A 22,619-nucleotide genomic window follows, 5' to 3' on the forward strand; every position below is an offset into this window, starting at 1 on the left:
ATTTTTTTGAAATTTGGTTCCTCAAAAAATACATCATGAATCTTCTCGCTAAATGAGTTGGACTACCTGGGAATTTTGTTGGTAACGCCTCGACTCAGAACTTCCGTGCTTAAAGTTGGCAAAGAGCCATCGCTAGGCGATTCTACCCCTTCCTTACCATAAGAATTGCCGCGTAGGAACAAACTAACTCTCTTCTGAGTTGCTCCGCTACTTGCATCTCCGCTGCTGACACAAGCATGAAAGTTTCTCATATCAACATAAGTGTTACTATCATAGTCTGTATATCCTTTTAAAGTACTATCCGATGGTGTTATTTGGTAGCCTGTAGGGCAGTTAGCAGCTGCATCCGTTTCACCAGTAATTGCGTCAAGGGAGCGAGTATCCACGAAGTCTGTTAGAACCTCTGAATTCGCATTTCCGGTGCCACTCGTATTGGTTAAATCATTGCCACCGTTATCTTCCGGCCATTGGCGGTAGTTAGTACGCGGATCGCTAGGATCGGCATAACCAGCAACCGGATCTCCACTACTATTGTACCTTCCCAACTCGTAGCGAATAATACGACCTAATCCTTGCCAATCTTCGTTATTTCGATCGTTACGTCTCAAAAAGTAAACAACTAACGTCGGCGTTTTGCCAGAAGCACAGGGAATAGGTACTGTCGCATTATCTACGTCTGTAATATCATTTTGAATGGTATTATTAGCATCATCATTATCACTACAGTTGGTTTTCAAACTACTTGGTAAAGGCTCTAGTTTCCAAAATGCTAGTATAGGAACGCTATCTCCAGGAGCATTGTTAAGATAGTTGTTGCCGCTATCGAATATGCCAGCACACCCATCATCACTGTCTACACCATTATCATCTCCGTCCAAGCATTCCCCATCATAGACATATATGGCCGACTGTACGTCGTTAGATATATAATTTAAAGCTGCTTGCATCTCTTGTTGGGTTTCTGTCAGAACTTGTTCTCTGCGGTTGGTATTCAAAAGTTGGACCATAAATCCCAACAAAATAGTCACCATAATCACAGCAATGATTGCTGCGACTAGGATTTCAATAATAGTTAAACCTACTTGCCGACCCTGCCATGCCCCTCGCCAGCGTAATTGCTGAAGAATTTGCAGTAAAATCTTTAATAAAGAGTGCGATCGCCTTTCCATAATTTTCATCCTAAAATTTAGCAATTTTTACAACTTTATCGGCAGTTGTCCTACGACTATCAATTAATTCAGTAAATCTCGGTACCAGTTCAAAGACTCGCCGCTTTGAGCTTCGCTGTAAACAACATTTGTATATATAACAGCTAGCGGTTTTTCGGTTTGATCGCCAAATCCTTGAGTAGGGGTTAAAGATGCTTCCTGCGAATTGTTTTTGTTTAAATAATTATCTGTATGTATCTGTGCCAGATTGTTGTTGTTAAGGTTTTCTTCAGCTGCCATCGAATAAACTCTTACTCCCATAGGAAATGCCGTAACCAGCTCATTGGCGTCTTGTTGTTCCAGATTAGAGCGGAAAATTTGAACGAAGAAATCGGGTTCACAATCGCCGTTTACATCTACTTTCATAGCTTCATTAACAGCAGGCATCGAACTGGGATCGAAGCTAGAAAACCCATTACAACCACCATCTGAGTTGGAGTCTAGTACGTCATTACCATCCTGCCTGAAGAACCCATCAGAAGGCGCAGGAACATTTACTGGTTGATCTTCGTCGGCTTGCTTTGGTAGTTGAGCGTTACTATACTCCCCTTGCTCAACAATCCCGCGAATCCTGTCTGTATATTTTTGAGCGAGTTGCATAGCTTGCTCGGCTTTTCGGTTTTGCACCCTGGTGGCAACCGCTAGAAAGATAGGTGGCGTTACTGTGGAAATCGCAATTGTCAAAACGATAATAGCTACGAGGGATTCTAGGAGAGTAAGCCCCTCATTATTGGTATGAAAAGCCCTCCTTATAGAATGCAGACGTTTTTTTGAACGGGGGAATGTTTTTCCGAGCATTTTGACCTCCTAGACTTGAGATAAGGGTGGAGAGCAACTGCGCTTCTAATTCCATGATAAGCAACAATTTCGCCTATGTTTGCGATCTAGATCAGGAACAGTAGTTACTATTTGGATTATCATCAACACTGGGGTCGATGTGCTCGCTATCGTCTCCAAAAGTGGCGCAACGCAAAAGCTTCACATACGGATCCTCTAGTTCTGGTTCGGAGTAATATTCATTCCGAACGACAGAGGGAATCAGCAAACGCTTGGAAACTGGTCCTGGTTGAACCAATTGCAGAGCTACATCATATCCCCACCGGCGTCTTGGAGGTGCGTAATACCGAATAGCCTCATCATCAAGGTTGCTGATGGTATTCCCCTCATTGGGATCCCAACGGTCGGCATCGAAGGGGGCAGTTGCATAATTGCTGTAACTAAGCTGTAGCAAAGATCCCGCTAAGAATAAATCCCTTTGATTCCAGTCTTCTAGAAAGCGAGGAAAATTATGCAGTCCTCCAAAACTCTGCTGTGCGCGCGATGGTACCAGACCGCTAATCATGACGGTATTTACACGTTGCTCGTCCTCGCCAACTGTTAGAATGAAATCTCGCCAATCAGATGTAAAGTTGTAATAATCTTCTTGGTAGGCGCCACCGCTATAAGACGGTCGGGGGTTGTTATTCCCATCGGCTACAATCTGGATTGGAGAATCCAAATCCCCTTGAACTTCTCGATCCCATAGAGTTGGATCTTCAAAACCATCTGCCTGACCAATATTTTGGTTGAGATAGGAGGTTACTGGATAGGAAGTATCATCATTTACACCGTCGTGAGAACTTTGATCGACGCAACCATATACGTCGCCTTCCAGCTCGCTGCCGCGGTTTAATTCTTCTAATAAAGTTTCTAGATCGTCATCATTGCTGTTTGTAGCATCCCCCTGATCGCGCTCAAATCCTGTTGCAACGATCCCGTCTTCAATACTGCCATCACAGAAATTATTGGAAATGATAGTGACGGCATCGCTCAGAATTTCGCTATAACGCCACCAATCTCCAGATGCCGTTGCAAAGTTGGTATCGAGTTTTCCGTGTCCTTCATCTCCGCGATCGTAGAAGTTGCTCCAGTCATTCTCGCGGGTTTCTGTAAATTCTTCTAGCGTATCGCTACCATCGGTATGCAGATTAAAGTCTCCTTGAATATAAACAGGTTGATCGGAAATCAAAGATAAGCCATAGGCGGGATCGCTATCTGTAGTGTCTAACGTTCCATCATCGTTTACATCTCTACGCAAATCGGCACCATTTTTGACGCGGAATCCATAAGGACGACGATCGGGATCTGGGAAAAAGTCTACAGATTTTGCACTAATGTCCGTAGCGCTATCCAGAGGGGGATCGTGCTGATTGGTAGCATCATTAGCACAACTGACAATCTCGGCTGCCGAGTTGCAATCTGCCCAAGTATCGCTATCGTCTTCATCATGCACTGGTCGCAAGATCGCATCTTCACGTACCGCATCTTCGCGAAATGCATACACAAGACCGCCATCTTTGGGGTTGGTGTCGCTGGTATTGCCAGCCGCCAACCAGGTATCGCCATTAATAGTACCGTTATTATAATCAGAGCTACCATTGCGCAGCATATCGAGATCCATGTTGAGAACTCGAACGCTCATCTGCTCCCGACCGTTAAATAGGGCAGAATCTTTGAAAGCAACACGATACATGCTTTCGGTTTCATCTGTAGCAACGTGCTTAACTAGTTCGTACTGGCTGCAATTAGGACGGGCATCTTCGGGACAACCATCATCGTCGGGAGGAGTTGTTGAATAATCTACATCGGGAATGCTTGTTGTATAGGGCAGCGTCCAATTGGCTATAGCCTTAGGCATCAGAGCAATCTCTGCAATTTCTTCATCTTTTAGCTCTTCATAAATATTCGTTCCCGTTCCATTGACGTCTGTGATATAATCGTCGTCAGCGCGATCTCCTTGTTCTCCAAAAGCATCGCTATCATCCGCATCGTCATTCTTCGGGAAAATATATTGGAGAGCAGGATATTTGATATCAGTAGGACATAGTAGTTCTAAGCCGTTATCGCTCGTGCTTTGTCCTGTTTCCGTGTCTAGCGTGTCTCGATCGCAGCTGTAGTTACCGTCTCGGCGTCGGTCTCGTTCCACCTGTTCTTTGGTAGCTACCAAACGAGCTAGTTTCAGCAATGTCTCAGAGCCACCATTGCTTTTCAGTGCAGAAATAGCTGCTTCTGGAGAGGTACTACTGGCATCAAGCCCTAGATTAGCTAGTTCGCTATCCAATTCTTGCAATTTTTCGCTAGAACCATCTCCCCAATTGTCTTCGTTAGCATAATCGAAGGCATTCAAATAGGTGATGTTGTAAGCTAGCATACCTAGCATGAAGGAAGCACTTTGAATGGTGCTTCGATCGGCAATGCTCACACTCGAATCTAAGGCACGCCGTAAATTGGAAAAATTCCCCCATTTCACCATTAATGGATAGGGATGAATGTTCGCGTCTTGTGTTGTGGGTGGAAAGGCACCCTTTGGATCGCCAGCAAAGTTGGCTAGATTGTTTAAAGCAGCACTAAGCGTATCATCCGGACTTCCATCAGATGGAAACGAATTGGTACTCCCGTTAAAATCAAACTGGGTGCTAAATTCCCAACCATTGGTCCCGCGCCCCGTGAAAAAGTCTATGAGGATCTCGTTATTGTCATCGCCAAAGGTATCATCTTTCCAAAGATCGGAATCTGCGGCAAACGACAATTGCTCGAATGTAGCACTCCTTTTCAACGTTTCTGCAGTTCCTGGATGAACGGTAGACGCCATTGCCGCCACCGGGAAATCAACGATATTATCATCGCTATCTGTATTAGTGTGATGGTAAAACAACGTTGCTTGGGCAGCTCCCAATTTATCCTGCAAGGTAATTCGCTGCCTGTTTATATGATCTTCGCCTATATCTTCAGGATTGATCCCTAAGCTAGTGTCCTCAAGCTGCAAACGCTCGCTGACAATAACCCGCAAACCTTCCCGCCGCGCGCGTCGTTCCCAGTATCCATCCCAACCTAGTTCTGTTGGTTCTACAGTATTTTCGTTTCTTACTAGCTCGTTAATTGTGGTTGGCTGACCGGCTTTCTTGGTTGATAGATCGGCTCCACCGTCATCAGATGTATCTTCTCCAATAATGTATTTTTTATTGTTTCCATAGGAGGCTTTGGGCCCAAGCCGATTATCAGCCCGATAAATATCATCTACGAGGGGTTTTGGTCTATTTTGTGGGTTGAATAAACGATTGTTAAAGGTACTAGTTGACCAATCTCCATCTCTTACCCAGTCAACATTTGGTGGTGTGTTTGCCTCTTGTCGGTGGCGCGCGATCGCTCTATCTTGAGTTGCTAAGATGACTGGATCTACGAATATATCTGAAGGTGAAGAATTGTCAGCATTCTCATTAATCGAGTCATTACTATCATTTATATCTTTAGAAGAGTATCCTTGAGCGTTATCGGAGTGTACATCTATTGTAATATTATCGTCTTCATAGGAATCATCTCGGATCTGACCTACTCCGAATTGTCCCTGAAAATTGTTTGTTTCTTTAGCTGTAAGTTCAGAAAATTCTTCAGAAAATAAGCATGAATTTTCTGAACTAATCAAAAAAGAGTTGAACTCACCACCACCTAGCAGGAGATTTCCTTCTGTATGCATGGCACCGTTCCAATTCATGTCGGCACCCGGGAAAATTTCTAGGTCGGTGAGGAACCAGGCACCCCACTTGTTACCACGGTCAGCACTGCGATCTTGTTGCATTTCGATAGTCGCAATAGTGCCAACACTGCTAAGCTCTCCTGTGCCATCTTCTTGCGGTACGAGAGCAATAGCATTAATTTGGAAGTTTTTGCGAAAGACAGCCCGACTTACTGGATCCCGAAACCACCCTTCGTCTACACGTACGCCGCCACCTTCCACTTCACATCGATCGGCTTGACTTGACGTAAAAATCGGACTGTTGCGCACTTGCAAAGCTTTAGCCCGATTGGTCACAGCATCTTCGCTAAAATCTTCTAGAGGATTGTCATCGTCGCTATCTGGCGTATTGAAAATGATGGAGTAAGCAATGCGCGTATCGCCCTCGCTGTAAACCCAAGCATTTTCTACAGTATTGGCATCTTCATCTAAATTGATTCTCGTTTCCCCTGGTAGGTTGTAGCGATCGCTTTGCATGATGCCATTTAACCGGCTCTCAGCTGGCAATCCTGCTGGCAACTCGGATTCGTTTTCGCTAAACATATATTCCAGCTTCGATCTTGCTCTATCGAGGGCTGGCGATGCAGCATTTTCAATCTCTTGGGTTTTTCTAGCTAGGATAACTTCTTCCATGCGGGTTGAGGTGCGAATTAGGAGCGCTGCTACGACAAACCCCAATACCACCAGAATCAAGGCGGTGGTAGGCAAAACAAATCCCGCTGCTTGCCAACGGTGAAAACGAGCGCGTTGTCGAGCCCGATCGCGTTGCCAACAACGGTGTCTTTTGCTGGTAAAAATTTGTTTTGCTGCCTTAACGAACAATCCCGCGATCGCCCAAAATAAGGCAATAAAAGAGCGTTGAAGGGAATTTAGGAAACGACGATACCTAGCCATAATCCCTCGATAGATAGAAAATCCACGGATCGATGCTTACCCCAAGGAAGTTTCGCCGAGATGGCCAATTCTAGATTGGCTAGTACATTTGCCGAGCAGTGAATTTTTCCACACCCTGATGAAACACTGCTTTCTCGATTCTCGAACAGCACACAGAAGAACGTAACTCTCGAAACTACCCTGATATATATGTTACCCACAATCTCGTGGGAAGCGATCGCATCCAAAAAAATCCCTCCAGAAATGGCTTTTCTAGAGGGATGTGCTTTGAGGCTTGCAGCCTGTAGCCATGACGGTAGCGAAACAAAATTTTACAAAGCGAAGGAAAACTTTCCTGCAATTTTGGCGATCGCTTCTACCTACACACCTATACTTTGTTTAAGTCGATACCAGCTTCTTTCGCCATGGCTTCCAATCCCTTTTTCTCTAGGGTTTTCATGGCTTTGGTCGATAGGCGCAGTTTAACCCAGCGTTTGCCTCTTTCCCACCAAATTCTTTTATCTTGCAAGTTGGGATGTTGCAATTTCTTAGTGCGGCGGTGGGAGTGGGAAACTTGGTAGGCGTTATTGGCTTTCTTTCCAGTTAGCTGGCATTTACGAGACATATATTCCTCCACAAAGTACGCTAGACACCCCATTGTAGCGAAAAAACTAGCCGCCCGATCGAGCGATCGCCAAATTTTTGCTATAGCCATCAATAATAAATTGAGGAGAAAGTAGGACGTAAGCCGGGTTCTGTTTCCCTAGCTACTTGCCAGGGAGGCAGTTATCTATCTGGGGTGCCTGTTACCAGACACCTCAAGCGGTGCCCAAATAGCGGAGCCGGTAAAGAACCAACCATAGCTCCTTCGACCTTGCTCCCGACGGGGGTTTACCGAGCCAGCGCCTCTCGACGCTGCTGGTGCGCTCTTACCGCACCTTTGCACCCTTACCTGCTTGCTGCGGACACAGCCACAAACAGCAGGCGGTATGTTTCTGTGGCACTTTCCTCACGCTCGCGCGCACTGGGCGTTACCCAGCCGTCTGGTTCTTGGGAGCCCGGACTTTCCTCAGGGTCGTTTGCTAACCACCCTGCAACTGCCTCGCCTACTTTCTCCTCAGCTTCATTATATCATTTACTTGCTATGTTTTCTGGTTTTCAAATACATATTGTTTGTAGCGATCGCTAACCTGCAAAAAACCGAGATTGACCAACTGTTCGGTACCTTGAAGTTTGATAGAATGTCCTTCGCAGTACAAATTTAAGGATGGATTTTTTTGTAGCGTATTTTTATAACTTTTGTATTCAGCCGAGTTGTTGTAGTATTGTCCGCTAGCAACGGCTTGCTTAACTTTCTGGTAAAAATTTCCTATAAATTTATAATGATAAAGAACGCAATTAAAATCAGCTACTTTTGCCCAACTAACAAAATGAAGCCTGACCATATAGAGTTTTGGGTTGGGTTTGATTAAAGAAAATTTGGAAATCAATGGAAGAACATCAAAAATTCTTTTTCTGACACCACCATAATGCAATTTCACTGAATTAAAATCAATCTCATTTTCCAATCCAGGAGGTATATCTCTTTTTTCAATTGTATCTATGTCAAACCAATAATGCGATTTAATATATTGATTTTCCTCCATATCCGAAGATATAGGATGTTCGGGATACATATCCAACATTTGGTTCAAAACAGCCGTATATTGATTGTTTTCTAGGTATTTAACAAAGTCTTTTAAAGAAATTCGATCGGAATAAGGATAATCAAAAAATTCATCGCAATCTGCTATAAGGCACCAGCAATTAAAAGAATATTTATGAATTAAATATTGCAACATATTATATTTATTTTTACGAAATGGAAGCAAACAACGCAAAATTGTCACCCGATCGTATTGAGACGCAATCTCTATAGTGCGATCGGTTGAACCATTATCCATGAATATAATATGCTTGAAATCCGCTTCTAAATAATGTTGAATAAATCGATCTATATATTTTTCAGCATCTTTAACAATACAAATCACAATACAGTCTAATTGCTCTCGTTCTATTCTTTTATACCCGTAAATATGTTTGGTATTCCATTTTGTTTTTAAGTATCCTTTTCTTTTGATAAATTGGCGCTTTATCGAAGAAAGCTTGTCTTTTATATTTTTATTTTGTAGCAAAAAATTCATAACCAATATCCATTTTTTATTGTCGTATAGCGATCGATATCACCTTTATTTTATATTTTACCTCGCAAATAATAGATGTAGCTCAAAAAGCTACTCCAAAGAAATTTTCGCTCAACATCAATTTCTAGATTCTTGCCAAAGCTTCCTTGATGTTTCCATACATACATAATCCATCGACGAAAACTCCCCAAAAAACCTTTCAGAAAAATAAAGGGTTTGTGCCAAAATTTTGTAGCTGCGATCGCTCGAAGGCGCGAAGTAACCAAACCGCCATTGTAGGCAAGCGATAGTAAATATTCCTTTTCCAAACGTGAAGCTGACATTTTATGTTGAATGACCATTTCAGGATTGTACCAAATTTCCCATCCTCCTTTATGCATGTATAAAAGAACTTCGTATTCTTCCCCAGGTAGCATAGAACCACCCACTCTACCGACTAACCTAGTAGAAGCAGGAACGCATTCTTGCCATGCCTTTTTGCGTACCACCAATCCAGCACCAGGAGGCAAACGTAAATTTACAGGATCGAAAAGATGAACGCGATCGCCACGATCTTCAACTGCTAGAAAACGTTTGAGTTTGTCAAAATTTTCTGGAGGTGGTGTTTCAAACAATCCCTGAATTCTACTACCATAGGCACCAGCTTGGGGATGGTTTTCTCCAAAGTGAAAAGCTGCTGCTACCCAATCGGTTGCTGGCAAGTTATCATCATCAAGAAAACCAACATATTTGCCTTGGGATTCTTGAATCGCTTTTTGCCTAGCAAAAGCTAGTCCTTGCTTGCTTTCCCGACAATACCGCAATGGAACATTGTTCGGCCACTCATTTTGAAATTCTTTGACAACTTCGGCTGTATTGTCGTTGCTGTTGTTATCTACGACTAAAATTTCCCAAGCAATATCTTCGGTACTGGTTTGCGATCGCAGTTTTTGCAAAACTTGCGGAAACCTTGTTGCTCCGTTGTAAGTTGGAATAGCGACTGTGAAATCCACCATAACTACAGGCTCTTAAATCAAGATCGGGAAACTACATGTAAATTTTTCTAAACTTTTTAAAATTTTCTCAAACACAAACGCCACTTAAAATAAAATTATATGCAATTGCGACAAAAATTGTAACAACCAATAAAAGCTGTACCAGTAGCGCTAGTAGATGCTATATTTTTATGTTAATATCATACCTACTATATTATACTCTAGAGCGATTGCCTTAAACATAAAAAGCTTTATAATTCCCTTATATGATTATATGCAAAGAAGAAAAGTAATTTTAATGAATAATAAAAATTAAAATTGGTATTGGGTGATTTATTTATATGGTTAAAATTGTAGTAAAAAAAATATACAAAGATTGTAACGATCTTTGATGGCGTTCATTTAAGGAGTTGGAAAATCATGGCAAATGAATATCTAAGCAAACCTAGAATGATAAGTTATTACAACCAAAAGAGGATAATTAACGCTTTAGGAAAAAAAGTGACAACAATTTTAGAAGTAGGAGTTTTCAATTCTTTATTTTCAAATATTCTTTCCTTAGAAGGTTATCAAGTAACAAGAGCCGATTTTGATTCTACATTAAATCCAGATATGATCCTAGATTTACAAAGTGATTTTGAGCTTCCTAAAAACACTTTTGATGCAATTGTTGTATTTCAAGTACTCGAACATATTCCTTATGAAGATTTTGAAAAAGCAATCAAAAAATTAGCAGAAGCAACAAACAAATTTTTAGTTATATCTCTTCCTTATAGTAGCGAATATTTATCGCTTAATTTTCGTTCTTCCTTTAATCGAGATTTTCGAGGAGTTATGCTTCAAATCCCTAAGTTTTGGAGTACGAAACCACTGGTAGATGACGAACATTACTGGGAAATTGGACTAAAAGGATATCCGAAAAAACGTATTGTTCGTTCTTTAGAACAAACGGGACTTAAAATCCGAAGACAATATCAAGATAAACTCCAACCGTATCATTATTTTTTCGTTCTTGAAAAATAACAACAATGGTCTTCATATTATTGAACCATTTTAAAAATTGTGAAAACATCAACATATTGTTTTCATTGCTAGTTTAACATGTTGCAAGTTTTACAGTGACTCCTCAAACTTCCTCAAGATTCCAGTCGCGATCGCTTGTGTAAAAAGGAATTGAAAAGGAGAAAAATCCAGTTTTAATAGCATCCAGCGTTTCTGGGGTCATTTTTTGTTTCCAGGCTTGATACATTTGGGCACTGTATCGTGCAGTGCTGTATGGATCGTTATCTTGAGGGGATGAATAACTTTTACTAGCAATCTTTCCCTCAACGTTTTTATCCCATTGTAAGCCAGCAAATGAAAAGAGACGCTGAAAATTTGATATGGGATCCAAACATAAGTTTTCATATAGAACAATTTTATGGTTGGGATATTCTTGCAAAGCCATTGAGGCAATTTGTAAAGCTGCACCTTGTAAAGCACCATATTGTTCCCACGGATTTTGAGAAATTTGACGTTTTAACTGCTGCTGGACCAAATTTTTCTGTTGGTGGGTCAAGCGATCGTAAAAACGAGAAAAAGCATTTTCCTCAAACCATCCCAAACGGGCAAAGCTAAGGGCTACAGCTGCAGGATGCCGTACTAAAAAGATTATATATGGTTGGTACCTATTGATAAACCATTCTAAAGCACAAGGATTTACCTCCTTAATAACTACATGATAACTCTTTTCCTGAGAAATCCAATCTTGCCGACGACCACCAACAATTTCACCACGGAAAGTTGGCCATCCATGAAATGCCAGATCGGCAAATATTTGATAATCTTTTGGTGGTGTTTTTGGATCGATGCCAACAATAGTAGGTCGGCGATTGCTGAAATTGAGACGACTTTGGGTGATAGGTTCTCGCAAGTATCGTACGTTTGATGCGCTACTCAATACATCACCTACCCAGCTAGAACCACTACGAGGTAAAGAAACAACCAATATCGTTGGTTCTTCCGTGTTAGGAGGAGAAAAAAGGTTTGTCTTTTTTGTTAAAAACAATCCGAATTTACCAGCCTGTTTCCACACATATGTACTAAGTTGAGCTCTCAATCTTTTCGCTAGAGGATATTTAATTTTATTTTTATTTTTAGGAGTATACATAAAAAATAATACAATACTTATTTAACAGAAAAATACCTCCTATTCAAAATCTGAAAACCCATCTTTTACATGACGATTGCGGTATCGCTAGGCTGGCAACTTTCATGGGAAATGCTTTTGTCTTGGATATACTTTTTGTATGGCTCTCGCTGAAACCATTATACCCTGTTTCCATAGATGGATAACTCTATTTTGAATTTTCGTGCTGCCATGTTTGCGGTGGGGTAACGGGAAGTTCTACAACAAACGCACTTCCTTGTTGTGGCTGGCTGTGGCATGAAATTTTTCCTTGATGTCCTTCTACGACAATCTGATAGCAGCTAAACAATCCCAATCCCGTTCCTTGACCAACTGGCTTGTTGGTGAAGAAGGGATCGAATATCTTTCCTTGAATGTCTGATGGGATACCAATTCCGTTGTCTTGGATAGAAATACGAACCCAGCTGGGACTTAGCTGTTGGGTTTCAATGATAATTTTACCGTCGCTAGCATTCGGTTTCATAGCGATCGCGTCTAACGCATTGTCAATCAGGCAAAATAATACTTGATTGATTTGAGCTGAGCAACATTGAATAGGAGAAATAGGACGATAATGTTTCTCAATTTTTACTTCAGAACTCAAGCGATGGTTTAGCAACAACAGACAGGTGTCAATCTCTTGATGAATATCAATTGATTGAAATTTCTCCTCGTTTAATTTAGCAAATGAGCGTAGGGCTTCTACAATATGGCTGATTCTTTCAGCATTGCTACGCATTTCCTGTAACAAGTTCGGTAAATCTTTTCGCAAGTATTCTAAATCTAACTCTACCTGAATGGTTTCGGCAATTTTGGAATTTTCTAAAGAAGCAAAACTGCGGTCTAAAGCTTCTAAAAAAGTATCGCTATATTCACGGATGTACGGAATATTGCCGTAAATAGCATTGTTGGCATTATTGATTTCGTGGGCAATTCCGGCTGCCATCGTTGCCAAACCATCCAGTTTTTCTCTTTGGATTAGTTGGCTTTGAGTAGTCCGTAGTTCGCTCAAGGTAGCTTCTAATTCAGCGTTCGTTGTTTCTAATTGATTCTCTGCCTGCTTGCGTTGGGCGATCGCGTGGCGTACTTGTTGGTACATTTTTTGAAAGGCAGCGATCGCATCTTGTAACTCATCCGGATATTGATGGGTTTGGCTGGAAAAGATAGAGATTTCTCGATCGGATTGTACAGCTTCCCCAGCACGAATGAAATCCCGTTGCAAAGATAAAATCGGTTCGATAACTGTATTTTTAAGAACGAATAAAGTGACGATGGCAACAAAAACAGCAATAACAATGACCAAGCTCCCCACCCGCCAAATAAATCCTAGCATCTCTTGTTTGATACTGGTAGCATCTTGACGCACGACCAACCAATACTTTTGTTGTTCCCGAATACGCACAATTCTGGCAGTTTCGTAGCGTCTACTTTGAGCGATTTTTTGTTTGACGCTTCCTGTGGTTTGATACTGCTGGTAAGATAGTTGGGGGAGTTCGCCAAAACTTCCTACTTGTCTACCATTGAGGTTGTAAATTGCCGCGCCGACAATTGTTGAATCACTAGAATTCCTAGGTTGCAACAATTCTAAAAATTGTTGTGCCGATAAATTAGCATGGGTGCAGGCGATCGCTTCTATGCGAGTTTCTGCCAATTGCTGCAAGTGGCGCAGCAACTCTTGCTGCCGCCTGTAATGGGAAGGAAGCAAAATAGCTGCTTCGATAATAACAATACCGATACATATCCAAATAACGATACGTCGAGATAGACGTGCCGATAGAAAGGTGAACCAATTCTTATTTTGCAAACGTTTCATAAAAAACCAATCAGTGATTTATTTGCTATTGTCAATCGTAGTGCGAAAATCGATCTAATTCGGTCCGGAAAATAAGAAAATTCTTAATAAATCGTAAGAAAAGTCTTGCCTATCCAGTTTTCATATATACATCTATTGTAGAACCGCTCCCTTTTTCAATCCCCCCAGAGGGGTATTTGGTTCAAATTGTCAGAATTGAGAATGTTTCGTGTTGTGTGCCGTATCTTCCTTGTGTCTAGATGTTCGGCTTTTTTTCGCGAAAACATAGAGAGTCGATTGCAGATACAACTACAATTGGCTAAGATGATAGGGATTAACAACTAGCTCGCAAGACCCAATTGAAGCATATTCCTTCAAATATGGAATAGTTGAAGGTTTACGACCTGCCCTGATGGATAATCGTACAAGTTGGAAAAAATGGTTTTCTATACCTTTCAGTATAGCACATCTAGGAATTTCAACCTGGATCCTCTCAAACTGTAGCTGGATGCGATCGAACTTACCAAAATAGGCTCTGTAAATGGCTTGCAAACAATGTAATCCTGTCCGAACGAGATGTTTTTTTTATTCAATCGCAAATAATGAGCGATCGCAGTTCGCCATATGCTTGTATGAGTTATAAAATAAAGGGCAACCAAGTAAAAGCCATATCTCCTATATAGCAAATGATGGTACATTTCTCTCTAGAACTATCCGCCAGCTCAACTTCTCAGAAAGCTTGAGCACAGTTGCTCGATTGCTCCAAGGATATAGATATATAAAAGCATCCTTTAGCATTGAAAACCTGGAAAATTGCCTATAGAAATCAATATTATGGCTTTCATGAAAACCATTTTTGTCATGTTCGTGTTTATTTTAATTCCCTTATTGGTTTGGATTTGGATATGCCGGCGCGTCTGGCTATCAGCAAAGCAAACGTTATGCTTTTCCAAACAGTCTCCTGTTTACTGCACGGAACCACCCGGAAATTTATCTCCAGCTGCTGTAGCTTATCTTCATAGAAATACGGATTTGCAGACTTTATTTTTTATTGGATTTCTCAGTACAGCTATTAAAGGTGGTTTTCAAATCGAAAAATACGAATACAAGAATTTATTTTTTAAATCGCAAGGATTTATCTTGCACAAGCGAACTCCCAAAGCAATTTTGTCCTCAGAAGAAGAAAAAATTTTAGGAGTTTTAAAAATTGGTCCGAAATCCAAGCAGCTATCCCATTATTATTGGAACCATTTTTGTAATGCCAAAGATGCTTTCAAAGAAGACATACAAAGAACTTTAAGAGACTCAATTTTTCCAAAATACAAACAATCTGAGAACATGATTTGGTCTGCTATTTTTCTAGCGGTCTTTATGGGATGGGTGGCGGCAAACGTTTGGCTACCTGCGATTGTTGCCAGTCTAATGGTAATTATGGCTGTTATTCCAGTTGTTCGTAGTTTGAGAGCACCCACAGCAGAAGGTCGAGAACTTCTCAACCGAGTTGCTGGTTTTCAAAAGTACTTGCTGCAAGAAATAGATCGAGCGAAAAACGGACAACTCTCGCCAAATTTTTTAGAATCCTACCTTCCCTATGCTTTTGCTGTTAACATTACTACCAATAAAAAGTTAAAAGAAATCGTCAAAAAACTGCCAGCCAATAGAAAAACAGCAAGCGAAAATTTTTATTTACAAACTTGGTGTATCAAGTGCTCAAATCAGAGAATTAAGTTTTCCGAATTACCTGATTTTATAGATAATTTATTTGGAGAATTGGAGGCAGCATGTTCGCCAAAAAAAGGTGCCCCTACTCATCCCAAGGTAGCTACAGTTATTGGTGGCGATGGTGGCGGTGGTGGCGGTGGCGATGGTGGTCGCGATCGCATTTAAACCATGCCTTGTTCGTATTTCGTCTATTATATTTGATGTGTTCTATGGAATCTTATGTCTGCTCGATCTCTTGCTAATCTCCTTATTTTTTCCGTTCTATTTCTATTTGTATTCGCCTCTTGCATGCAAAGTTACAGTAGAGGTGGTAGTTTTCTTTGGATGGACTTTTCTGGCAGAAGTGGCTACGGTGGATTTCGCGGTGGTGGGTCTGGTTTTGGCAAATAAATCCACGTCTCGCCATGAAAACAAAAATTATGAAACCTCTCAAGCAACAAGACCGATTGCTAGTAACGACAGCTGGATCTTTGGGAACGGCTTTAGCAACGGAATTTCTCCTAGCAAGATTGAGTAGCTACCTGCTAGGCAGCGAAGCTTTGGCTTACGGCATGGTTGTAACTGGTTTTTTGGCTGCGATGGCTGTGGGTAACTACAGCTATCCTTTTCTCAAACCGGCTACCTGGCAAAGGCAACTGCAATATTTTCTGGGAATGACCTATGGGTTGGCTTTGCTGGCTGGTCTGTTGCCGTTGGCTTTGTTTGCTTTGTTTGCTATTGATTTTGGGTTTTGGTGGGGATTGTGCTTGGCTACCCTGGTTTTGGGGGCAATTGTAGGTGGGGAACTGGCGTGGTTGTCTGATTTGGGAATTTTCCAACGCCTGCATGAATATCGCACCAGCAAAATTTTTACCCTTTCCTATTTGGTGGCGTTGCTAGCTGCGTTGGCAATTCCGGTTTTGTTGCTACCGTGGTTGGATATTTTTCCCACTGCGGCTTTGATTGGCATATTGGCGGCTGGTGTGGCGGTTTTTGTGGCTCGTTCCTTTTTTTACCAGTGGCGTTGGCAGTTGGGTGGGGGATTGCTGGGGATTTTCCTGTATGCTGTGGCATTGGGAACTTTGCCTTTTAGCGATCGCATAAGCAAAAATCCTTACAATATGCCGGTAGTGCGCAAAATTGCCGCCAATTCCTACGATATCGCCTTAACCCGCGAACGGGATGACTTGCGATTGTATATCGATGGCGATTTGCAGTTTTCCACCTCCGACGCTTATCGCTACTACGAATCCCTCATCCATCCAGCCGCCATTGCTGCCAAATCTCCCCAGCGAGTTTTGTTGCTGGGAAGGGGAACTGGCATGGCACTATCAGAAATTTTGAAGTGGGAATCGGTAGAGCAGGTTATCTTGATGGTTCGCGATTCGGCGATGGTTGAGGTAGCCACAAACTATGCTCCCCTACGGCAAACCCATCATTCCGTTTTGAACGACCCACGGGTGGAAATTCGCTACGGCGAAACCAACGTTGATACAATAAATGCTCTTTCACCGCCAGCATCTACATTCGATCTCGTTATTGCCAATCTTCCCGAACCCGACAGCCAAAGCAATAGCGAAGTCTATACCCGAGAATTTTACCAGGCAGTGCGCGATCGCTTATCGCCAACCGGCGTTTTTGCTACCCAAGCTACCAATCCGTTTTTCACGCCAAAGGTATTTTCCTGCATTGCCAAAACTCTAGAAGCGACTGGATTTGTTACTTATCCCTACACAGCCAGTGTTCCCAGTTTGGGAATTTGGGGATTTGTGGTGGCAACGCCACAGCCATTTGATTTTTCCCAAATCAATGCAGAGGCTTTTCCGGTCAAAACTCAGTTTCTCACCCCGAGTTTGCTTCCTAGTTTGTTTCAACTCCCTGCTGATTTGGCGTTGCAGGAGGTTAGCATCAATACCCACGATAATTCGGTGATTACCAATTATTATAGCGATCGCCGCTGGCAACCTCGCCGGCGTTTCTAACAGCGATCGCAACGACTCGTCAAAATTGGATTTTTGAGGTATAATAACATAGGGCGAGGAGACTCGCTGTAAAGAAGGGGGAGTTGAATGAGACACTCCAACCCAAACATCTAACCTGCCCGCAAATATTTCTACTATTTTTGCCCTGCCTAGGTGTTTGAGCGAAGGAACCTCGAATAGAACCTTCCCCTCCGCTAGGGGGTTTGAAAAATTTCCCTTTTTGATTTTGAAAAAAGAAATGAAGGAAAATTGGCTTCCTAGCTAAGCCAGACTTGTTATTCTTTTAAGATACCAATATCATCTCATTTTGTCAAATTTTTTTCTGTTCCCGTCCGGGAAGGATTAAGGAAAAGGAAGTAGCGCGTCGAGAACCTTCTCTCCAGCCAGAACCAGATTCTTCTGGTAGGGATCTGCTTGTACGGAAAATAGCGATCGCCGCTGGCAACCTCGCCGGCGTTTCTAACAGCGATCGCAACGACTCGTCAAAATTGGATTTTTGAGGTATAATATACATAGAGCGAGGAGACTCGCTGTAAAAAAGGGGGAGTTGAATGGGACACTCCAACCCAAACATCTAACCTGCCCGCAAATATTTCTACTATTTTTGCCCTGCCTAGATGTTTGAGCGAAACGTCCGCAAAAACTGCTGTTTCCCCGAACGGGCAGGAAGGAAAAAATTTTCCTTTGCACCAGGAACTTATAAAAAATTCTATATAATTAGTGTACCACCAATCGGGAATTTTGTCAATCTAAAGCCCAAGGGGAGTTGACAGCGATCGCGATCGGAGAAACAATCAACAGAGGATCCACCACTAGCATTAGTAAAAACCTTATGGCTCCTCTCGTTGCCAACTACTATTTAACCTACAGATGCAACGCCCGCTGTCATTTTTGCAATATCTGGCAACAACCGGCACCTCCCGAAGCCGATTTGGCAACCATTCGGGATAATTTGCGAGATTTGCGGCGTTTGGGAGTAAAATATGTAGATTTTACCGGGGGAGAACCCCTGTTGCGGCGGGATGTAGCCGATATTTATGCCCAAGCCAAACAACTGGGTTTTGCCACCAGCTTGACCACCAATACCATGCTCTATCCCCAAAAAGCACGAGAAATGCAAGGTTTGGTGGATTTTCTCAATTTTTCCCTCGATGGTGCCGATGCCACCACCCACAACCAATCACGGGGAGTGCCGCTATTCAATAAAGTGATTGAATCGGTAAAAATTGCCCGAGATTTGGGGGAATATCCCGTTCTCAACCATACGGTAACCGCACAAAACTACCAAAATTTGGCAGATGTGGCGACTTTGGCACGGGAGTTGGGGGTGCGGGTTTGGCTCAATCCCGCGTTTACTGCCCACGAATCCTACGATGCTAGCAAAAATCCCACTGGCGATATTGTAGATGCGATCGCGAACATTGCCCGCAAGTTTCCCAATGTCGGCTACAACCGTGCGGCGTTGGCGTTTATTCAAGCTGGTGGCAACGATACCGAAAATCCCCGCTGCAAAGCCATCGATGCCGCGATCGCGATTTCCCCAGATAACCAACTGCTGCTACCTTGTTACCATTTTGCCCAAGATTCCCTGCCCATCGAAGGCAATCTTTACGATTTGTATCGGCAATCGGCAACTGTGGAAAAACACCGCCAGCTTCAAGGAAAATTACCAGTTTGCGAAGGATGCACCATTTGGTGTTCTCTGGTTCCTAGCTTTTTCAAAGGGTTCGATAAATATTGGTTTTTAAATGCCAGCAGCTATATTCGCGAGTTTTTGGCTCGAAAAATAACTAGCTAAGTATTTTCATCCCCCATTCCGCAGATTTTGCCTTTGAAATCCCACAATGGGGCAAGTGATACCAAATTCGATATGAAAAATTGCAATTCTTTGTAGGGGCAATCCCCCTGTGGTTGCCCCCTTTGTAGGGGCAATCCCCCTGTGGTTGCCCCCAATTCACGTGGCGACACTTTCGCGGTTTATCTATGTCGGATGCCGTATGAAATTTTTTGGCGACTGGGGATTGATTTTGGGAGAATTTTGACCTATAATCTAAATAATAGGAATAGTGGCTTTGTTTTGAAAATCGCATCTATTCCCATTATTTAAAAGTGTCTACTAACAAAATACCATATTTGGGGAGATTGTGGAAAAAAATTTCACTTTTTTCTTTCGTTTCCCAAAGACCAATTAATTACTTGCCCCATGTCGGGGAAAAACCAAATTTTACCTAGAAGTAGCAGGAGAAAACTACAAGGAATTCGGGTCTTCGCAGCGCGGATGAACCGGAAAAATCAATATCCAGAGTCAATCCAGACTGTGTTTGCCTCTCTATATTTTAGTACAGTGTTCGTATGTTGTCAGCGATCGCGTTATTCCCAAAAAGGGCAAGCACGGGGGATTGCCCTACCGGTCGAATTGCGTTTGCCATTGGAAAATTTCCACCCATTCTGATTCTGATAAAGGTTGCGTCACCAATTCTATACCAAAAGAACGGGCAGCGGCTGATGTTAGTGCGTCGATAACGATCGCGATCGCATTCTCAAAACTTTTCGATTTCAGAGATTCGGCATGAGAAACGATAAATTTCCAATCAGGAAGCGAAGCAATAGCATCTTGTCCAAAAACTTCTGCAAATAACTCTTTATCGGGATTTAACAGCATGGAACCGTGCTGCAAAACCGATGTTTCCTTGCGCACCTGGGCACTGCCAATAAATTTAGCGCCGTTTTCCAATACCAAATCGGCACCCGTACTGGTGGCAAAACAGTTATCGTTGCGAATGTAATTGCGCCCTGCTTGTCCGTATTCTAAAGATACACCAAGCGATCGCCAACCAGCTATCAAAAACTCACAAAGATGCTGGTAAATTTCCATAGTTTTGCCTTCCATACTGGGAACAGCAACAGCATAGGTTAAATCACCCTGATGCAAAACAGCACGACCGCCGGTGGGTCGCCGCACGCTATCCAAAGGAATCCCTTCATAAAGAATATCGTTCCACGCTCGATCCCAATACCGTTGGTGGTATCCCAAAGAAATCGTCGGTGGATACCAGGTATAAAACCGCAGCGTCGGCATGCTACTACCCTGAATTTGCTGCTGCAAAAGCCACCGGTCAATTGCCATTTGCACCTGACCGGAGGCTTTCAACCAAGGAATCAAACGCCAAACAGAGGGTTTTTGCGCCATGAAACAGATTTACGCTTTGCCAAATTCTTCTTGCAGTGGTTCGTCCATGTCGTCGGCAATGGTGGCTACAATGGTAATTGCCCGAGAAATTTCTCCCGGATTCAAATCGGCAACTGTGCGAGACGACAAGACAACAATTTGATTGTCAAACAGAGCGTAACAAGCTTCTAAAGTACTCGACCAGTTTAGCTCCAACAAGCGACGAAACAGTTCGGCTTCTTTGTTGGCAGGCAACGTCAAAACCGGAGACCAAACGCTGAGAACATCTTCTTCCGTTTCGCCGGTCAGTCGCACGTATACTTCTACAGTACCGTATTTAAATTTCCAGGCATGGTCGCCGCTTTCGCTTTGACCTGTCATGTATTTTTGGTCGGCTGCCATGCTGGCAATGACGGTTTCGATTTCGTCTACGTAGTTGACGACTTCCAATTCTTCGTTCAAATTTTCGTCGTCATACATGTTGGTGGAAGTTTCCTGCGCGCTTGCCATAAATCTCCCCTCTTTTATAGAGTTTTCGTACCTATAGTTTATCTGGTCTCAGATGGTTAACGAGCAACGGTGTGCCAACAGCCAGCTTGTGAGCAATTTCTAGACTGTAACCGGCTGGGTGCCTATTTTACCCAGATTGTAGCAATCTTCTCCTGGATTTTTCGGTCAATCTTCAAATTTTCCTTAGATATTGCCTATTGATGGAAACTGTGGGGATTTCGGATGGAAAAATATCTTTATGTTTATAGATGCTCCCAAAAAACAAGGGAAGGAAACTGCTGCTTCCTTCCCTGTCTTTCCTTTGCGGATTGTGCGATTTTAGCTTTTGCGCCAGCATTTTATATTTTTTCTTGAGTTGCTTGGCTCTGGCGGTGCCTTTGCGACCTTTGTGGTTCCTACCTTGCCGGCGAGGAGATTCCCAGCTTTTAAGCCTCATTTGATGTTTTTCTCCTTTACAGAGAAATTTTTGGTTTTTAGATTGGGTAGACTGATGGGCGAAGAGAGATTCGAACTCTCACGGCCGTAAGGCCACTACATTTTGAGTGTAGCGCGTCTACCAGTTTCGCCATTCGCCCATTTATCCTTCTGGATTTCCTATTCTAGAGGATGGAGCTGCTAAATCGCAACCCCCTGTGCCAATTTTTTTTCGATTCAACGATAAGATTTGAGCAGGGAAAGATAGGTAGGACTTTCCGACCAGCGTTGAATTTCCCGGGCGCGCAAAACGGGCACTGGGTGGGTAAGCTGGGAAGCGTGCATTTCCTTGAGCATGGCACCCAGTTCGCTGCGGTCGATGTCGTCGTAAGCTCTTGCTTGGGCAATGAAGGCATCCAAATTCAGCTGCTGCGATAAGCTGGGAGAACCACCGGCGAGTTTCATTAACACCGACATGACGGTGCGCGGGTTTTGGGTAGCTAGCAACGCCGAGCGATCGCAGGTAAATTCAGCACAGCGCAACCACGCTAAAATTTGTTCTTGCATTCCTTCTGCCAGCAAAGCGCCCCAATTGGGCAGTTGATTGGCTGCCAATACCAGCAAATTGGCGAGGGTTAAAAATACCCCATGTTCGCATTTTAAATGACCCAGCTCGTGGGCAATGACAGCTTGGATTTCTGCTGGGGTGAGCATTTCCATGAGGGAGGTGTGCAACACCACAAATGGCTTTTTCCCGCGCATGGCAAAGGTATAGGCGTTGGGAGCGGGGTGTTGCTTGACGTATAAGTTGGGGGGTTCTAAATCCAAGCAAGCACAAGCATCCAACAGTAAATTGTGCAGGTGGGGCAGTTGTTGCTCGCCGACCAAGATGCTAGAAGCAATATTATCTAAATAGAAATATTCTTCTCCCACCGAGCCCAGCAAACTACGCACTAGCCAATCGATGCCGGGAATTTGGCTCATGGCTTGGGTAGCTTCCAAATCCAAGGGGTGGCGAAATCGATGGGCTTTTAACCCCACCAGCTGAATTTTTTCTGTAGGCATATTTGTAGACATTTCCTGCGCCGGCATAG

Annotated in this window: 17 protein-coding genes, 1 tRNA gene and 1 other RNA gene; 4 read left to right on the top strand and 15 right to left on the bottom strand. The window is 42.9% G+C overall.

Annotation, left to right across the window (positions count from 1 at the left end):
- Positions 1-62: 62 nt before the first annotated feature.
- The 7 genes from AS151_RS08695 to hpsE form a co-directional block, all read right to left on the bottom strand.
- Entirely contained in the window at positions 63-1,178 is a 1,116-nt protein-coding gene (locus tag AS151_RS08695; RefSeq protein ID WP_139240581.1) for a hypothetical protein, read from the bottom strand.
- 54 nt (positions 1,179-1,232) lie between these two features.
- Positions 1,233-2,006 (bottom strand): type II secretion system protein, encoded by a 774-nt coding sequence (locus tag AS151_RS08700; RefSeq protein WP_071516653.1) that lies wholly within the window; start codon positions 2,004-2,006, stop codon positions 1,233-1,235.
- 91 nt (positions 2,007-2,097) lie between these two features.
- On the bottom strand, positions 2,098-6,654 hold the full coding sequence (gene hpsA / locus AS151_RS08705; RefSeq protein WP_071516654.1) for a hormogonium polysaccharide biosynthesis protein HpsA: 4,557 nt from the start codon (positions 6,652-6,654) through the stop codon (positions 2,098-2,100).
- Positions 6,655-7,021: 367 nt separating this feature from the next.
- The gene (gene rpmB, locus AS151_RS08710) at positions 7,022-7,258 is read right to left on the bottom strand and encodes a 50S ribosomal protein L28 (RefSeq protein WP_071516655.1); all 237 of its coding nucleotides are present in this window, start codon (positions 7,256-7,258) and stop codon (positions 7,022-7,024) included.
- A 103-nt stretch (positions 7,259-7,361) separates the two neighbouring features.
- Positions 7,362-7,747: RNase P RNA component class A (gene rnpB / locus AS151_RS08715), an RNA gene on the bottom strand.
- 28 nt (positions 7,748-7,775) lie between these two features.
- On the bottom strand, positions 7,776-8,816 hold the full coding sequence (locus AS151_RS08720; protein WP_071516656.1) for a glycosyltransferase family 2 protein: 1,041 nt from the start codon (positions 8,814-8,816) through the stop codon (positions 7,776-7,778).
- Between the two features lie 50 nt (positions 8,817-8,866).
- On the bottom strand, positions 8,867-9,811 hold the full coding sequence (gene hpsE, locus AS151_RS08725) for a hormogonium polysaccharide biosynthesis glycosyltransferase HpsE (RefSeq protein WP_071516657.1): 945 nt from the start codon (positions 9,809-9,811) through the stop codon (positions 8,867-8,869).
- A 399-nt stretch (positions 9,812-10,210) separates the two neighbouring features.
- Between hpsE and AS151_RS08730 the strand changes: the two genes are divergently transcribed.
- A complete protein-coding gene (locus AS151_RS08730) occupies positions 10,211-10,813 on the top strand; it encodes a methyltransferase domain-containing protein (protein WP_071516658.1) in 603 nt (200 codons plus the stop codon).
- Positions 10,814-10,916: 103 nt separating this feature from the next.
- On the opposite strand, the gene AS151_RS08735 is transcribed toward AS151_RS08730, so the two are convergent.
- Both AS151_RS08735 and AS151_RS08740 read right to left on the bottom strand, forming a co-directional pair.
- Entirely contained in the window at positions 10,917-11,939 is a 1,023-nt protein-coding gene (locus tag AS151_RS08735) for a sulfotransferase (RefSeq protein WP_084639468.1), read from the bottom strand.
- Positions 11,940-12,126: 187 nt separating this feature from the next.
- Positions 12,127-13,770, bottom strand: a complete 1,644-nt coding sequence (locus AS151_RS08740; protein ID WP_071516660.1) for an ATP-binding protein — start codon at positions 13,768-13,770, stop codon at positions 12,127-12,129.
- Between the two features lie 813 nt (positions 13,771-14,583).
- Here AS151_RS08740 and AS151_RS08745 point away from each other — a divergent pair.
- Together AS151_RS08745 and AS151_RS08750 are read left to right on the top strand one after the other, a co-directional pair.
- The gene (locus AS151_RS08745; protein WP_071516661.1) at positions 14,584-15,636 is read left to right on the top strand and encodes a DUF2207 domain-containing protein; all 1,053 of its coding nucleotides are present in this window, start codon (positions 14,584-14,586) and stop codon (positions 15,634-15,636) included.
- Positions 15,637-15,890: 254 nt separating this feature from the next.
- The gene (locus tag AS151_RS08750; RefSeq protein ID WP_071516700.1) at positions 15,891-17,432 is read left to right on the top strand and encodes a hypothetical protein; all 1,542 of its coding nucleotides are present in this window, start codon (positions 15,891-15,893) and stop codon (positions 17,430-17,432) included.
- A 310-nt stretch (positions 17,433-17,742) separates the two neighbouring features.
- Here AS151_RS08750 and AS151_RS08755 read toward each other — a convergent pair whose 3' ends face one another.
- Entirely contained in the window at positions 17,743-17,946 is a 204-nt protein-coding gene (locus AS151_RS08755) for a hypothetical protein (protein WP_139240582.1), read from the bottom strand.
- 318 nt (positions 17,947-18,264) lie between these two features.
- On the opposite strand from AS151_RS08755, the gene AS151_RS08760 reads away from it, so the two are divergent.
- On the top strand, positions 18,265-19,230 hold the full coding sequence (locus tag AS151_RS08760; protein WP_071516663.1) for a radical SAM protein: 966 nt from the start codon (positions 18,265-18,267) through the stop codon (positions 19,228-19,230).
- A gap of 606 nt (positions 19,231-19,836) precedes the next feature.
- Here the strand turns inward: AS151_RS08760 and AS151_RS08765 are convergent.
- The 5 genes from AS151_RS08765 to AS151_RS08785 form a co-directional block, all read right to left on the bottom strand.
- Entirely contained in the window at positions 19,837-20,622 is a 786-nt protein-coding gene (locus AS151_RS08765; protein WP_071516664.1) for a biotin/lipoate A/B protein ligase family protein, read from the bottom strand.
- 9 nt (positions 20,623-20,631) lie between these two features.
- Positions 20,632-21,081, bottom strand: a complete 450-nt coding sequence (locus AS151_RS08770; RefSeq protein ID WP_139240585.1) for a YbjN domain-containing protein — start codon at positions 21,079-21,081, stop codon at positions 20,632-20,634.
- Between the two features lie 202 nt (positions 21,082-21,283).
- Entirely contained in the window at positions 21,284-21,547 is a 264-nt protein-coding gene (locus AS151_RS23220) for a hypothetical protein (RefSeq protein ID WP_071516666.1), read from the bottom strand.
- Between the two features lie 55 nt (positions 21,548-21,602).
- Positions 21,603-21,686: transfer RNA gene (locus AS151_RS08780), tRNA-Leu, on the bottom strand.
- Positions 21,687-21,762: 76 nt separating this feature from the next.
- Positions 21,763-22,590, bottom strand: coding sequence for a M48 family metallopeptidase (locus AS151_RS08785; protein ID WP_071516667.1), 828 nt, complete (start codon positions 22,588-22,590; stop codon positions 21,763-21,765).
- Positions 22,591-22,619: the final 29 nt, after the last annotated feature.

Source organism: Geitlerinema sp. PCC 9228 (assembly GCF_001870905.1).
In the GTDB taxonomy this organism is placed as follows: Bacteria; Cyanobacteriota; Cyanobacteriia; order Cyanobacteriales; family PCC-9228; genus PCC-9228.

What these genes read in the sequence shown, in the direction of transcription:
- AS151_RS08695 (WP_139240581.1), bottom strand. Translation starts at nt 1,178, where the DNA reads ATGAAAATTATGGAAAGGCGATCGCACTCTTTATTAAAGATTTTACTG.
- AS151_RS08700 (WP_071516653.1), bottom strand. Translation starts at nt 2,006, where the DNA reads ATGCTCGGAAAAACATTCCCCCGTTCAAAAAAACGTCTGCATTCTATA.
- hpsA (WP_071516654.1), bottom strand. Translation starts at nt 6,654, where the DNA reads ATGGCTAGGTATCGTCGTTTCCTAAATTCCCTTCAACGCTCTTTTATT.
- rpmB (WP_071516655.1), bottom strand. Translation starts at nt 7,258, where the DNA reads ATGTCTCGTAAATGCCAGCTAACTGGAAAGAAAGCCAATAACGCCTAC.
- AS151_RS08720 (WP_071516656.1), bottom strand. Translation starts at nt 8,816, where the DNA reads ATGAATTTTTTGCTACAAAATAAAAATATAAAAGACAAGCTTTCTTCG.
- hpsE (WP_071516657.1), bottom strand. Translation starts at nt 9,811, where the DNA reads ATGGTGGATTTCACAGTCGCTATTCCAACTTACAACGGAGCAACAAGG.
- AS151_RS08730 (WP_071516658.1), top strand. Translation starts at nt 10,211, where the DNA reads ATGGCAAATGAATATCTAAGCAAACCTAGAATGATAAGTTATTACAAC.
- AS151_RS08735 (WP_084639468.1), bottom strand. Translation starts at nt 11,939, where the DNA reads ATGTATACTCCTAAAAATAAAAATAAAATTAAATATCCTCTAGCGAAA.
- AS151_RS08740 (WP_071516660.1), bottom strand. Translation starts at nt 13,770, where the DNA reads ATGAAACGTTTGCAAAATAAGAATTGGTTCACCTTTCTATCGGCACGT.
- AS151_RS08745 (WP_071516661.1), top strand. Translation starts at nt 14,584, where the DNA reads ATGGCTTTCATGAAAACCATTTTTGTCATGTTCGTGTTTATTTTAATT.
- AS151_RS08750 (WP_071516700.1), top strand. Translation starts at nt 15,891, where the DNA reads ATGAAACCTCTCAAGCAACAAGACCGATTGCTAGTAACGACAGCTGGA.
- AS151_RS08755 (WP_139240582.1), bottom strand. Translation starts at nt 17,946, where the DNA reads ATGTATATTATACCTCAAAAATCCAATTTTGACGAGTCGTTGCGATCG.
- AS151_RS08760 (WP_071516663.1), top strand. Translation starts at nt 18,265, where the DNA reads ATGGCTCCTCTCGTTGCCAACTACTATTTAACCTACAGATGCAACGCC.
- AS151_RS08765 (WP_071516664.1), bottom strand. Translation starts at nt 20,622, where the DNA reads ATGGCGCAAAAACCCTCTGTTTGGCGTTTGATTCCTTGGTTGAAAGCC.
- AS151_RS08770 (WP_139240585.1), bottom strand. Translation starts at nt 21,081, where the DNA reads ATGTATGACGACGAAAATTTGAACGAAGAATTGGAAGTCGTCAACTAC.
- AS151_RS23220 (WP_071516666.1), bottom strand. Translation starts at nt 21,547, where the DNA reads ATGAGGCTTAAAAGCTGGGAATCTCCTCGCCGGCAAGGTAGGAACCAC.
- AS151_RS08785 (WP_071516667.1), bottom strand. Translation starts at nt 22,590, where the DNA reads ATGCCTACAGAAAAAATTCAGCTGGTGGGGTTAAAAGCCCATCGATTT.